Below are 13,276 nucleotides of genomic sequence, written 5' to 3' on the forward strand. Positions count from 1 at the left end.
TAGATGTATCTGAAAATCAGCCACACGACCGAGTATCATTACGACCAACCGGTACAATATGCATTGCAGCGACTGCGCCTCACGCCGGTAAATCTGCCGGGCCAGACGGTGCGGAACTGGAAGACGCTGGTGGACGGGGCAGCCATCGAAGTGAGCTATGACGACCAGTTCGGCAACCGCACGCATCTCGTCAGCGTCGACGCCGATCGAACGACCCTTTGCGTAGAGGCGAGAGGCGAAGTCGAAACGGAAGACCGGGCCGGCGTATTCGGCGCTCACCAGTCCTATGTACCGCTGTGGCTCTACGCCCGCGAAACCCCGCTGACCAAGCCGGGCAAGCGGATCCGCGAGCTCGCGAAAGCCGCCGGAGGCGCCACTGAACTCGAGCGCATGCACGCGCTTATGGCGATCATTCACGAGACCGTACGCTACGAACCGGGCGAGACCCAGGTCGGGACCTCCGCCGAGGAGGCGCTGGAGCGCGGCAAGGGCGTATGCCAGGATCATGCCCATATCCTGATCTCCGCCGCGCGCACCCTTGGCCTGCCGGCACGCTACGTCTCCGGCTATCTCATGATGGAGGATCATCCGCAGCAGACCGCAAGCCACGCCTGGGCCGACGTGCACATTGCCGGCCTTGGCTGGGTCGGGTTCGATCCCGCCAACAAGGTCTGCCCGGACGACCGCTATGTCCGTATCGCCTCGGGACTATGTTACCGCGATGCTTCGCCGGTGTCGGGACTGGTGCACGGTACAGGCACCGAGACCCTGAAGGTGGCCGTGACGGTCGAGCAGCAAGGACAGAGCCAAGCTCAGAATTGAAGCGGCCCTTAGAGCACTTCCGGGAGAAGTGTGTAACGGGTTTTCCGTCCGCAAGTGCGTCGATTAAAATGGGTAGAGCATTTCAGTGTTTCCATTGAAATGCTCTGTTGTGGAAGTACCTGGATCATTTCCCGTTTCATTGAAAGCGTGAAAGGATCCCAGGTAGCCCTTCAGCTCCACTTACCGCGATGCAGTCGACTGCAGGATCCGGCAAAGAGCGACCAGTCCCCGGTCATAGCCGCCACTGACGACATCACGGCAGCGCTTCAGTACCGTGCGCCGCTCGTTGGGGGACATGGCGTTGAAAGCTGCGATCGGGGTCTGGCCGGGGGTGCCTATACCGCCCGCGCCCCCACCGGCACCCGGTCCGCCACCGCTGCCACCGCTGCCGCCGTTGCCGGGACCACCTCCGCCGCCCGCGCTGCCGCCGCCAAGACCGAGGCCAACATCCAATCCGGCTCCGCTTCCGCCGCCGGCATTCGCACTCACATTGGCGTTGAGACCGCGGCTGCCTCCGAGCGAAACGTCCGCATCGGCGTCGATGCCGTTGCCGCCGCCGACATTTGCGCTGACAGTGCTGTTGAGGCCGCGGCTGCCGCCCGCATTTGCATTGGCATTGGCGCTGATGCCGCGGCTGCCGCCGACGGATGCCGTGGCCGAAGTGTTGACCCCGCGCGATCCTCCGACGGACGCATCGACGTCGGCGCTGACACCTCTGGATCCGCCAAGCGATGCGCCGACATTGGCGTTGACGCCCCGCGAACCTCCGAGAGACACTCCGACGTTCAGGCCACCATTGCCTCCGACGCTTTGGGCAAAGCCGGGAGTACTGGGAATAAAGGTCAGACTCGTCATGAGACCGACAGAGAGAACGAAGGCTTTCTTCCGCATGTTCACTTCCTCTTGCAACGGAAAGCGATTGCCCGATTGAGGATAATTCCGAACACGCGAATAAGTTTCACGAACAGGCGGAAGGCGCACAACTTGTCGAGGCGGCGCAGTGTGCAACCGCCCCGTCCGGTGATGAGGTCGCGGCGGAGATTCGTACCCGAACGCTCCGCCGCGGTTCATCGCATCAGTGGCTGTCGCGCTCGACCACCGATCCACGCGCGCCGACAAGGAAGTCCAGATCGGCGCCGGAATCCGCCTGCATCACGGTCTTGAGATAGAGGCCGCCATAGCCGCCCGTGAGCGGTTTTACCGGCGATACCCAGGCCGCACGGCGTCGTGCAAGTTCCTCGTCGGAAACATGGAGATGCAGCGTGCGGTTCGGGATGTCGACCTCGATCATGTCGCCATTCTCGACGAGCGCCAGGGGTCCGCCTTCCGCAGCCTCCGGCGCGGTATGAAGGATGACGGTGCCGTAGGCCGTACCCGACATGCGCGCATCCGAAATGCGGATCATGTCGGTGATCCCCTTCTTCAATACCTTCGGCGGCAGGCCCATATTGCCGACCTCGGCCATGCCCGGATAGCCCTTGGGACCGCAATATTTCAGCACCATGATGCAGGTCTCGTCGATGTCGAGATCCTCACGGTTGATGCGTGCGTGATAGTCCTCGATGCTTTCGAATACGACCGCACGGCCCTTGTGCTGCATAAGGTGCGGCGAGGCGGCCGAAGGTTTCAGAACAGCACCGCGCGGCGCCAGATTGCCGCGCAGCACGGCGATGCCGCCCGATTTCGTCAGCGCCTTTTCCCGCGGCAGGATCACGTCCTCGTTGTAGTTCACGACGGCCTTGACGTCGTTCCAGATCGTGTCGCCGCTGACGGTGATGGCGTCGTTGTGCAGGAGGCCCATCTCCGCGACCGACTTGATCACGACCGGCAGACCGCCGGCATAATAGAACTCCTCCATCAGATATTTGCCGGAGGGCTGGAGGTTAACGATGGTCGGCACATCGCGGCCGAGCCTGTCCCAATCGTCCAGCGAAAGATCGACGCCGACACGGCCCGCAAGCGCGAGCAGATGCAGCACCGCATTGGTCGAGCCGCCGACGGCGCCGTTGACGCGGATGGCGTTCTCGAAGGCCTCCTTGGTCAGGATGTCGGAGGGCTTCAGATCCTCCTTGACCATCTCGACGATTCGGCGGCCGGTAAGCTGCGAAATCACCCGGCGGCGCGCATCGACCGCGGGAATGGCCGCATTGCCCGAAAGCGTCATGCCGAGCGCTTCGGCCATCGACGCCATGGTCGAGGCCGTGCCCATGGTCATACAGCTTCCCGCGGAACGGGCCATGCCCTGCTCGGCGTCCATGAACTCCTCCAGCGACATCTCGCCGGACTTCACCATTTCGGAAAACTGCCAGATCGCCGTGCCGGACCCGACGTCCTTGCCGCGCCACTTTCCATTGAGCATGGGACCGCCGGATACGACGATCGCCGGTATGTCGACGCTGGCCGCACCCATCAACAGGCTGGGCGTGGTCTTGTCGCAGCCGCCGAGCAGGACGACGCCATCGACCGGATTGCCGCGGATCGATTCCTCGACGTCCATCGCCGCCAGGTTGCGGAACATCATCGCCGTCGGTCGCAACGTGCTTTCACCGGTCGAGAAGACCGGGAATTCCACCGGGAAGCCCCCGGCCTCGTAAACCCCGCGCTTCACACGCTCGGCGAGGTCGCGCAGATGCGCATTGCACGGCGTAAGCTCGGACCAGGTGTTGCAGATGCCGATGATCGGCCGCCCGTCGAAGGTGTCGGCGGGAAGCCCCTGGTTCTTCATCCAGGAGCGATGCATGATGGCATTCTTGCCAGTACCGCCGAACCACTCCTGCGAACGGAGCTTGCGCGGCCACTCAGCTTTCTTCTTCATTTCTTCCTTCCTTTGGCCCTGCGCGGGCTGGACAAGCCGGCTTTGCGCCCTGTTTCTTCAGGCAAGCGTGTAGGCTGTCTTGACGTTAGTGTAGAACTCTGCGGCGTATTTGCCCTGCTCGCGCGGGCCGTAGGAGGAAGCCTTGCGGCCGCCGAACGGCACGTGGAAATCGACCCCCGCCGTCGGCAGGTTGACCATCACCATGCCGGCCTCGGCATTGCGCTTGAAGTGCGTCGCATGCTTAAGGCTGGTGGTGGCGATGCCCGAAGACAGGCCGAACGGCGTGTCGTTAGCAACAGTGAGCGCCTCGTCGTAATCCTTGACGCGGATGACGGCCGCGACCGGCCCGAAGATTTCCTCGCGCGAGATGCGCATCTGGTTGGTCGCCTCGGTGAACAGCGCCGGCTGCAGATAGAAGCCGGGCGTGTCGCGCGAGATCACCTCGCCGCCGAAGGCGAGCTTGGCGCCCTCCTGCTTGCCGATGGCGATATAGTCGGTGTCCTGGTTGAGCTGGCTCTGATCGACCACGGGACCGATATGGGTGCCGGCCTTCAGCGCGTCGTCGACGACGAGACCCTTGATCCGCTCGCCCATGGCGGCGACGAACCGGTCGTGGATCCCCTCGGTGACGATGATCCGCGAGGAGGCGGTGCAGCGCTGGCCGGTCGAGAAGAAGGCGGAGTTGACCGCCGCTTCGACGGCGACGGACAGATCGGCATCGTCGAGTACGACGAACGGGTTCTTGCCGCCCATCTCCAGCTGGTACTTGCGGTTATGTTCGACCGAGGCGACGGCCACCCGCTTCCCGGTGGCGGTCGAGCCGGTGAAGGTGATGGCGTTGACGTCGGGGCTGTCGAGCATTGCCTGGCCGACGACGGAGCCCTGGCCCATGACGAGGTTCAGGACGCCCTTCGGCAGACCCGCGCGATGGAGGATATCGACGATCGCCCACGAACAGCCCGGTACCAGCTCTGCCGGCTTGAAGACGACGGTGTTGCCGTAAGCCAAAGCCGGGGCGATCTTCCAGGCGGGAATGGCGATCGGGAAGTTCCAAGGCGTGATGATGCCGACGACGCCGACCGGGTCGCGGGTGATCTCGACGCCGATCCCCGGCCGGACCGACGGGACGACCTCGCCCGCAAGACGCAGGGTTTCCCCGGCGAAGAACTCGAAGATCTGGCCGGCGCGCACGGTCTCTCCGATACCTTCGGCGAGCGTCTTGCCCTCTTCTCGCGAGAGGAGGCGCCCGAGCTCGTCCTTGCGCGCCAGGATTTCGTCGGCGGTCTTTTTCAGGATCGCATGGCGGTCGAGAATGCCGGAGCGCGACCAGGCGGGAAAGGCGGCCTTGGCCGCGGCGATCGCGGCTTTCGCGTCTTCGGCGCTGGCGCGTGCATATTCGCCGACGACATCATCGGTGTTCGACGGATTGATGTTCGCAACACCGTCTCCGCCGACCCATTCGCCGGCGATCAGGTTCTGGTGAAGTGTCATGGGCTTCAGCCTCCTTGTCTTCTTGCCGCAAGCGGCCGCGATCACTGCCTCGCGCTTGCCATTGGAGATATGTCAGAGCTGGTGGACAGTGACCTCTTCCTCCGCCGCGATCGCCAGGGGATTGCGCAGTGGCAGGCCGAATTCCTTGGCTTCGATCTCGAATACGTCTCCCTCCTCCGTGCGGATGCCGTCGCCGAAAGAGAGCGTCGCCGTGCCGAACATGTGGACGTGGATGTCTCCCGGTGCGCGGAAGAGGCCGTACTTGAAATGGTGATATTCGAGATTGGCGAAGCTGTGCGACATGTTCGCCTCACCGGAAAGGAAAGGCTTCTCCCACAGCACCTTGCCGCCCCGGAGAATGCGCGATGCCCCGCGGACATCCTCTGGGGCCGCGCCGACGCGGATTTCCGGCCCGAAGCTCGCCTGCCTGAGCTTCGAATGTGCGAGCCACAGATAATTGACCCGCTCGGTCTTGTGATCTGAGAACTCGTTGGCAACCGCAAAGCCGAGCCGGAAGGGGACGCCCTTGTCGGAGATCACATAGATGCCGGCCATTTCGGGCTCTTCGCCGCCATCCTCCGCAAAGGACGGAGACACGAGCGGCTCGCCGGGGGCCACAGCCGTGGTCCCGTTGCCCTTGTAGAACCATTCCGGCTGCACGCCCTTCTCACCGGACTTCGGCTTGCCGCCTTCCAGCCCCATGCGGAACATCTTCATCGAGTCGGTCAGCGTTTCCTCGGCGGCTTCGGTCGCCTTCTTGTGCATCGCGTCGCGGGTTGCAGCGGAGCCAAGATGCGTGAGCCCGGTCCCCGTCAGATGCAGATGGGCGGGATCGGGATGCGTGATCGGGGAAAGCAGCCGCCCCTGGGAATAGGCTTCCTCGAGATCGATCGTTTCGCTAAGGCCCTTGGCGTCGACGACGTCCCTGAGGCTCCTGCCGCTATTGGCCGCTTCCATCGCCAGAGCATAGACGCTCTCCGCTCCCCTGACGGCACGCGCCGTCTCGCCCGGGGCCCGCACGGCGACGATAACCGAACCGTCTTCTTTCCTGACCTGAGAAATCAGCACGTTCTGTCCTTCCTGATGAATTGGCTCCCACGATGCCTTCCCTTGCGGAAAAGCAACGCTTCGCCCGAGAGTGGCTTACGCCACCCGATTACGGCAAACATGCCGCGTTTTTCTGTTGCGATCATCGGGGGCCGAGCGGAGGCCGGTCAGCCCTTGCCCTTGTTCTTGTTGTAAACGTCGAAGAACACAGCTGCGAGCAGCACGAGGCCCTTGATCAATTGCTGGTAGTCGATGCCGATGCCCATGATGGACATGCCGTTGTTCATGACGCCCATGATGAAAGCGCCGATCACCGCACCGGTGATCTTGCCGACGCCACCCGAGGCGGACGCCCCGCCGATGAAGCAGGCCGCGATCACGTCGAGTTCGAAGCCGACGCCGGCCTTCGGGGTCGCCGAATTCAGACGCGCGGTGATGATCATGCCGGCAAGCGCGGCGAGCGCGCCCATGTTCACGAAGGCGTAGAAGGTTAGCCGCTCGGTATTGATGCCGGAGAGCTTGGTCGCCTTCTCGTTGCCACCCATCGCGTATATCCGCCGGCCGATCGTCGAGCGCGTGGTGACGAAGGTGTAGACGGCGATCAGCACGCCCATGACGACCAGGACGTTGGGCAGGCCCCGATAGGTCGAAAGCTGGAAGCCGAGGAACAGGGCCACCAGGCTGATGACCGCCATCTGGATCGCGAAGAAGGCGAACGGCTCGTTCTCCGTGCCGTGCTGGTCGTTGATCCGGCGGTTGCGAATCCCGGCAAAGACCGCATAGCCGACGAGCAACAGCACGGCGACCAGCGCGACCATGTTCTTGATCGTCTCCGGGCTCGGGTTGAGGAAATAAAGGAAGTCGGGAACGAATCCGGTCGAGAGAATCTGGAAATCCTTCGGAAACGGTCCGATCGGGCGGCCGCCGAGGACCACATAGGTCATTCCCCGGAACACCAGCATGCCGGCGAGCGTGACGATGAAGGACGGGATCTTCTGATAGGCGACCCAGTAGCCCTGCGCCGCGCCCATGATGCCGCCGACGATCAGGCAGGCGGGAATGACCACGAAGGCAGGCAAGCCCCATTTGACGAGCATGATCGCGGAAATCGCGCCGATGAAGGCCACTATGGAGCCGACCGACAGATCGATGTGCCCGGCAACGATGATCAACAGCATGCCCAGCGCCATGATGACGATGAACGAGTTCTGCAGCACCAGGTTCGTGATGTTGACGGGCCTGAAGAGGACGCCGTTGGTGACGAACTGGAAGAACAGCATGATTATGACGAGCGCGACCAGCAGGCCGTATTCGCGAATGTTGTTCCTGAGGTAGTCACCGATCGACGGTTTGGTGGTTTCGGTGCTCGTATCGGCGACCATTAGTGTTTCTCCCCTGAACGCATGATGGCGCGCATGATCGATTCCTGGCTTGCTTCCTCCTTGGAAAGCTCGGCCACAATGCGCCCCTCGTTCATGACATAGATGCGATCGCAGGTCCCGAGCAGCTCCGGCATCTCCGACGAGATCATCAGGATGCCTTTGCCCTCGGCCGCGAGCTGGTTGATGATGGTGTAGATCTCATACTTCGCGCCGATATCGATACCGCGCGTCGGCTCATCGAGTATGAGGACTTCGGGGTTGGTGAACAGCCACTTGGACAGGACGACCTTCTGCTGGTTCCCGCCGGAGAGGTTGACCGTCTCCTGATAGATCGAATGGGAACGGATGCGGAGCTTCGAGCGATACTCGGCGGCGACCTTGCGTTCCTTGCGCTCGTCGATGACGCCGTTCGATGCGACCGCGTGCAGGTTGGCGAGCGTGGTGTTGTGCATGATGTTGTTGATCAGCACGAGGCCGAGCTGCTTGCGGTCCTCCGTTACATAGGCAAGACCGGCCTTGATGGCCTTGGGAATCGTGCTCACGTCCACCGGCCGGCCATGCATCGTCACCTCGCCGGTGATCTTGTGGCCCCAGGACTTGCCGAAGAGGCTCATCGCCGTTTCGGTGCGTCCGGCACCCATCAGTCCGGCGATGCCGACGACCTCGCCGGCGCGGACCTTGAAGCTGACGTCGTGCAGAAACTGCCGGTCGCGGTGATGCTGATGATAGACGTTCCAGTTCTTCACCTCGAGCAGCGTGTCGCCGATCTTCGGTTCGCGCGGCGGATAGCGGTCTTCCATGGCCCGGCCGACCATGCCGTTGATGATCCGGTCCTCGCTGATGTCTTCCTTATGACAGTCGAGCGTCTCTACCGTTCCGCCGTCGCGCAGGATGGTGATCTGATCGGCAACCTTCTTAATCTCGTTGAGCTTGTGAGAGATGATGATCGACGTCATGCCCTGGCTGCGGAACTCCATGAGCAGCTTCAAAAGCGCGTCGGAGTCGTTTTCGTTGAGGGATGCGGTCGGCTCGTCGAGGATCAGCAGGCGGACTTTCTTCGAAAGCGCCTTGGCAATCTCCACCAGCTGCTGCTTGCCGACGCCGATGTCGGTGATCAGCGTTGCGGGAGACTCGTTCAGGCCCACTTTCTTCAAGAGTTCCTGGGTGCGGGCAAAGGTCTGCGGCCAGTGAATGACGCCCTTTTCGGCCACCTCGTTGCCGAGAAAGATGTTCTCGGCGATCGAAAGCAGCGGAACGAGCGCCAGTTCCTGATGGATGATGATGATGCCGAGCTCTTCGCTGTCCGAGATCGTGCTGAACCGGCGAAGCTCGCCGTCGTAATGGATCTCGCCCTCATAGGTACCGGCCGGATAGACGCCGCTCAGCACCTTCATCAAGGTCGACTTGCCGGCGCCGTTTTCCCCGACAAGCGCGTGGATCTCGCCTTCGCGGACCTTGAACGAGACATTGTCCAGGGCCTTGACGCCCGGAAACGTCTTCGTGATGCCCCGCATTTCAAGAATGATATTGTCCATACTCAGCCATTCCAGCTGCAGTCGGAGAGACTGCAGGCGCTCTCCCGTGCTGCGCGGTTCTTTCGACCGGCTCCGATACGAAATAAAACCACGCGGCGGGCCAAAGTGCTACAGCGACATTGCGACGAGACGCATGCCGCCTGGATTAAGAGGGTGCGCGAGCGTGTCGCGCACCCTCCCGGTTCGCCGCATCAGTTGTTGAGCTGATCTTCCGTGTAGTAGCCGGAACCGACGAGAACCTCCTTGGCATTGGACTTGTCGACGGAAACGGGCTTCAGGAGGTAGGACGGAACGACCTTGACGCCGTTTTCGTAGGTCTTCGTGTCGTTGACCTCCGGCTCCTTGCCATCCATGATCGCGTTGACCATGTTGACGGTGACCTTGGCGAGTTCTCGGGTGTCCTTGAAGACCGTGGAATACTGTTCGCCGGCGAGGATCGACTTGACCGACGGCAGTTCGGCGTCCTGACCGGTGACGATCGGCATCGGCATGTCGCCGGAGCCGTAACCGACGCCCTTCAGAGCCGAAATGATGCCGATCGACAGACCGTCATAGGGCGACAGAACGCCATCGACCTTCGCGTCCGTATAGGCGGACGACAGAAGATTTTCCATGCGGGCCTGGGCCACGGCGCCATCCCAGCGCAGCGTGCCGACCTGGTCCATGCCCATCTGGCCGGACTTGACGACGATCTTGCCGCTGTCGATCAGAGGCTGCAGAACGGACATCGCGCCGTCGTAGAAGAAGAAGGCGTTGTTGTCGTCCGGCGAGCCGCCGAAAAGTTCGATGTTCTTCGGCTCGGTGGCACTGTCGAGTTTCAGGCCTTCGACGAGCGAGGTCGCCTGCAGCACGCCGACCTGGAAGTTGTCGAAGGTGGCGTAATAGTCGACATTGCCGGAATCGCGGATCAGGCGGTCATAGGCGATGACCTTGACGCCGGCATCGGCCGCCTTCTGCAGAATGTCGGAAAGCGTCGTGCCGTCGATGGCGCCGATGACGAGAACCTTCGCGCCCTTGGTCACCATGTTCTCGATTTGCGCCAACTGGTTCGGAATGTCATCGTCGGCGAACTGCAGGTCCGGCGTATAGCCGGCTTCCTTGAACAGCTTCTCCATGGTCTCGCCGTCGGAGATCCAGCGCGTCGACGTCTTGGTCGGCATGGAGATGCCGACCATGCCCTTTTCCTGGGCGACTGCCGGCGCGGCAAAGCCGGCGACCGTGATCGCCGCAGCCGCGAGAAGCGAAGTAAAGAATTTCATCAGATCTCTCCCTGAGTGTTGAACCGGCAGGCACGGGGCCTCCGTCTATGCGCAGCGACCACCGTCGCGAGCGTGACCCCCGGCGGTGGTTCAAGATAAAGGAAGCCCTCCCCGTCTTATCATACTCCCGCATGCGCTGGCGCATATGCTGGGAAACTGGAATCAATTGCCATAACTGTCAAATACAATATCGCTTTGCATGCATACCAAAATTGATATATCGCTTTAAAAGAGTGTGATTTTTGAAACTCTTGAAAACGGAACCCAATGCGATGCTCGATGGCAGGCAGAATGCAGCCGGGCTTACCGGAGAACTGCTGGAGACGGGGCTTTTCCGCTCCGGCTTGAAGATCAACCACTTGCGGCTCATCCTGGCGATCGACGACCATCGGCGCATCAGCGCCGCGGCCGACTCGCTTGGGATTTCGCAGCCGGCAGCCTCACGCATGCTCGCGGAGATCGAAGCGATCGTGAAGGCGCCGATATGCGAGCGCGTGGCGCGCGGCGTCGAACTGACCCGCTACGGCGAGGCCCTGGCACGCCGGGCCCGCACCATCTTCCTCGAGTTGCGCGAGGCTGCGCGCGAGATCAACGAGCTGAAGACCGGCAGCGGCGGGTCGGTTTCGCTCGGATCGGTCACCGGCCCGGGGCTCAATCTCGCAGTGCCGGCGATCCGCCAGGTGTCGACCGCCTATCCGGGCATCGAGATCAACGTTCAGATCGACAACAGCAACGTGCTGACGCGGGAGCTTCTGGCGGCGCGGCACGATTTCATCGTCGGGCGGATCCCCGACGACCTCAATCCGCGGCTGTTCAACCTGGTCGAAATCGGTTTCGAGGAGGTCTGCCTCATCGTCCGGGAGGGCCACCCGCTGTTGGACAAGGCGTCAGCCAGCGCCCACGACCTCCCGGGCTACGACTGGGTGTTCCAGCCGCCCGGTACACTGCTTCGACGCGCGGTCGAAGACAGTTTCGCTTCCGCCGGCGTCCGGCTTCCGGCTACGGTCATCAATACTTCATCGACCATCCTGACGCTGTCGATCGTGCGGAACACCAATGCGATCGCTCCCGTTGCGCTCGACGTCGCCAGGCTGGTCGCGGGCAACGGCACGGAAGCCGGCGAGATCCGGATTTTGCCGACCGAATTTGCGATCCGCATCAAACCCTATGGGCTGATCACCGCCGAAGGCCGGGCCCTCCCCCCGAGCGCAAAGCTGCTTTACGATCTGATCCTGAAGCAGAGCAGGGCGTGATCAGGTCCGCATAATCTTGATATCGCAAGCTCCGGCCAACTCAGTGCCTGCCCGGAGAGACTTGATGTTCGGCATGTCGGTATTCCACTCGGTGCTCGAGCGCCTCAAGGCCGAGCAGGACGACGGGCTGTCGGACGAGGCCAGCGACGGATGGCGGGGCACCGCCATCGGCGCGGCGCTGGGCTTCGTTGCCGAAAACGCGACCCACACCTGGGCATCCCGCAGCGCGGTGGAGCAGGCCTATCGCGCAGTGGCGGCGGAGGAACGATCCGAACCGTTCTCCATGCCCGATCATCTGAAGCGCACAGGCCTTGCGGAGGTCGCCTCCGAGCTCTCGCTGGGCGAAACGGAAACGGCGCTGACGCTCGCCGCCAAGCGGAGGCGTTTCGCCGCGGCGAATCATCCCGACAGGCTGCCGGTGGAAGCGCGGCTCAATGCGACCTTGCGCATGAAGCTTGCTAACATGCTCATCGACGAGGCTTTGAGGCGGATCGAAGGGCGGAAGGTGACTGGATAAGCGTCAGTTCGTTCCGTCGGTGGTGTCGCCGGCGGCTTCGCCTTTGCTCTGGCTCTCCTCCTTCGGCCGGTAAAAGAGGAGAAGGGACGCGCCCGCATAGGCGGTCACGACCATAAAGATCGTCCCCCACATCACCTGCCCGCCGTAGAATTCCACCGCCGTCCACACGGCGCAGAACATGATGATCAGCAGCCGGATCCACAAGGGACGATAGAAGGGGTGATCCGGATCGATGAATTTGATCATCCTGGTTCCTCTGGGAGACTTTATATCGAATTCATCTACTGCACATTTCCGCAATGAGAGCAAATGCAGCAAAAGCGCGCAGAGGTCTGCCGTTCGCGGCGCAGAACGAAGCGGACGGTTTCCGCATTTCCGCTGCTCGCAACAGAGCGGCACTTCAAATCGTTGGCAAACAGGCTTATAAGCTAGACAGGCTAGCTAGGTTGGAGCAAAATAATGGATTGGCAGCTGCAGGACGCGAAGAACCACTTCTCGAAAGTGGTGCAGAAGGCGCGCAACGAAGGGCCGCAGATCGTCACGCTGCGTGGCGAGCGCACGGCCGTGGTGCTGTCCGCCCGCGACTATGACGCTCTGCGCGCCGGCCGGCCGACCCTGGTCGACGATCTGCTTGGCGGTCCCCCTTGGGACGATGAGCTCGCCGATGCCATCGAAGCGCGCGCCAAAACGCCGAGTCGCGGCGTGGCCTTCTGATGTATCTGGTTGACACCAACATCGTTTCGGAGGCGCGACGCGGCACGCCGCAGGCGCTGTCCTGGTTGCGTTCCGTCGATCCGCTCAGCATCCATCTGAGTGCACTGACCCTTGGCGAGATCATGCGCGGCATCGCACTGAAACAAAAGTCGGATCCGAAGGCTGCCGCTCACCTCACCGAATGGCTGCGCAAGCTGCGCCACGACCATGGCGACCGCATCCTTCCGGTGACCGACCAGATCGCCGTCGAATGGGGCCGCATCGCCACGATTCGGTCGCGTGGCGATATTGACGGGCTCCTCGCCGCGACCGCGATCGTCCACGATCTGATCCTCGTCACGCGCAACGTCAGGGATTTTGAAGACACGGGCGCGTCAGTGATCAATCCTTGGGAGACACCGGCGTGAGCGGCTCGGGGCCGCCCGCAACCGTCAGAAGCCG

13 protein-coding genes are annotated in these 13,276 nt (G+C 62.3%); 5 read left to right on the forward strand and 8 right to left on the reverse strand.

Annotated elements, in window-relative coordinates:
* Positions 1–3: 3 nt before the first annotated feature.
* Positions 4–822 (forward strand): transglutaminase family protein, encoded by an 819-nt coding sequence (locus tag BHD07_RS16060; RefSeq protein ID WP_102762470.1) that lies wholly within the window; start codon positions 4–6, stop codon positions 820–822.
* 180 nt (positions 823–1,002) lie between these two features.
* Here the strand turns inward: BHD07_RS16060 and BHD07_RS16065 are convergent, their stop codons facing one another.
* From BHD07_RS16065 to chvE, 7 genes are all read right to left on the reverse strand, one after another.
* Complete coding sequence (locus tag BHD07_RS16065) at positions 1,003–1,713, reverse strand: hypothetical protein (RefSeq protein ID WP_324763555.1); 711 nt, start codon at positions 1,711–1,713, stop codon at positions 1,003–1,005.
* A 184-nt stretch (positions 1,714–1,897) separates the two neighbouring features.
* Positions 1,898–3,637: an L-arabinonate dehydratase gene (gene araD / locus BHD07_RS16070; protein WP_338281587.1), complete on the reverse strand. Its 1,740-nt coding sequence runs from the start codon at positions 3,635–3,637 to the stop codon at positions 1,898–1,900.
* Positions 3,638–3,694: 57 nt separating this feature from the next.
* Positions 3,695–5,128: an aldehyde dehydrogenase family protein gene (locus BHD07_RS16075; protein ID WP_338281589.1), complete on the reverse strand. Its 1,434-nt coding sequence runs from the start codon at positions 5,126–5,128 to the stop codon at positions 3,695–3,697.
* 72 nt (positions 5,129–5,200) lie between these two features.
* Complete coding sequence (araD1, locus tag BHD07_RS16080; protein WP_338281591.1) at positions 5,201–6,196, reverse strand: AraD1 family protein; 996 nt, start codon at positions 6,194–6,196, stop codon at positions 5,201–5,203.
* A gap of 146 nt (positions 6,197–6,342) precedes the next feature.
* Positions 6,343–7,557 carry a multiple monosaccharide ABC transporter permease gene (mmsB, locus tag BHD07_RS16085; protein WP_100670074.1) on the reverse strand — a complete coding sequence of 405 codons (1,215 nt, stop codon included), beginning with the start codon at positions 7,555–7,557 and terminating at the stop codon, positions 6,343–6,345.
* A complete protein-coding gene (gene mmsA, locus BHD07_RS16090; protein WP_338281593.1) occupies positions 7,557–9,092 on the reverse strand; it encodes a multiple monosaccharide ABC transporter ATP-binding protein in 1,536 nt (511 codons plus the stop codon). The genes mmsB and mmsA overlap by 1 nt, the downstream gene beginning before the upstream one ends.
* A gap of 191 nt (positions 9,093–9,283) precedes the next feature.
* Positions 9,284–10,351, reverse strand: coding sequence for a multiple monosaccharide ABC transporter substrate-binding protein (gene chvE, locus BHD07_RS16095; protein WP_100670072.1), 1,068 nt, complete (start codon positions 10,349–10,351; stop codon positions 9,284–9,286).
* Positions 10,352–10,623: 272 nt separating this feature from the next.
* Between chvE and BHD07_RS16100 the strand changes: the two genes are divergently transcribed.
* Positions 10,624–11,604: a LysR family transcriptional regulator gene (locus BHD07_RS16100; RefSeq protein WP_100670719.1), complete on the forward strand. Its 981-nt coding sequence runs from the start codon at positions 10,624–10,626 to the stop codon at positions 11,602–11,604.
* 64 nt (positions 11,605–11,668) lie between these two features.
* A complete protein-coding gene (locus BHD07_RS16105) occupies positions 11,669–12,121 on the forward strand; it encodes a hypothetical protein (RefSeq protein WP_338281595.1) in 453 nt (150 codons plus the stop codon).
* 3 nt (positions 12,122–12,124) lie between these two features.
* On the opposite strand, the gene BHD07_RS16110 is transcribed toward BHD07_RS16105, so the two are convergent.
* Positions 12,125–12,367, reverse strand: a complete 243-nt coding sequence (locus BHD07_RS16110) for a hypothetical protein (RefSeq protein WP_338281597.1) — start codon at positions 12,365–12,367, stop codon at positions 12,125–12,127.
* A 213-nt stretch (positions 12,368–12,580) separates the two neighbouring features.
* Between BHD07_RS16110 and BHD07_RS16115 the strand changes: the two genes are divergently transcribed.
* Together BHD07_RS16115 and BHD07_RS16120 are read left to right on the forward strand one after the other, a co-directional pair.
* Positions 12,581–12,835, forward strand: coding sequence for a type II toxin-antitoxin system Phd/YefM family antitoxin (locus BHD07_RS16115; RefSeq protein WP_018098297.1), 255 nt, complete (start codon positions 12,581–12,583; stop codon positions 12,833–12,835).
* The gene (locus BHD07_RS16120) at positions 12,835–13,242 is read left to right on the forward strand and encodes a type II toxin-antitoxin system VapC family toxin (protein ID WP_338281600.1); all 408 of its coding nucleotides are present in this window, start codon (positions 12,835–12,837) and stop codon (positions 13,240–13,242) included. The genes BHD07_RS16115 and BHD07_RS16120 overlap by 1 nt, the downstream gene beginning before the upstream one ends.
* Positions 13,243–13,276: the final 34 nt, after the last annotated feature.

It is taken from the genome of Sinorhizobium sp. KGO-5 (assembly GCF_036245905.1).
Lineage (GTDB): Bacteria > Pseudomonadota > Alphaproteobacteria > Rhizobiales > Rhizobiaceae > Sinorhizobium > Sinorhizobium meliloti_A.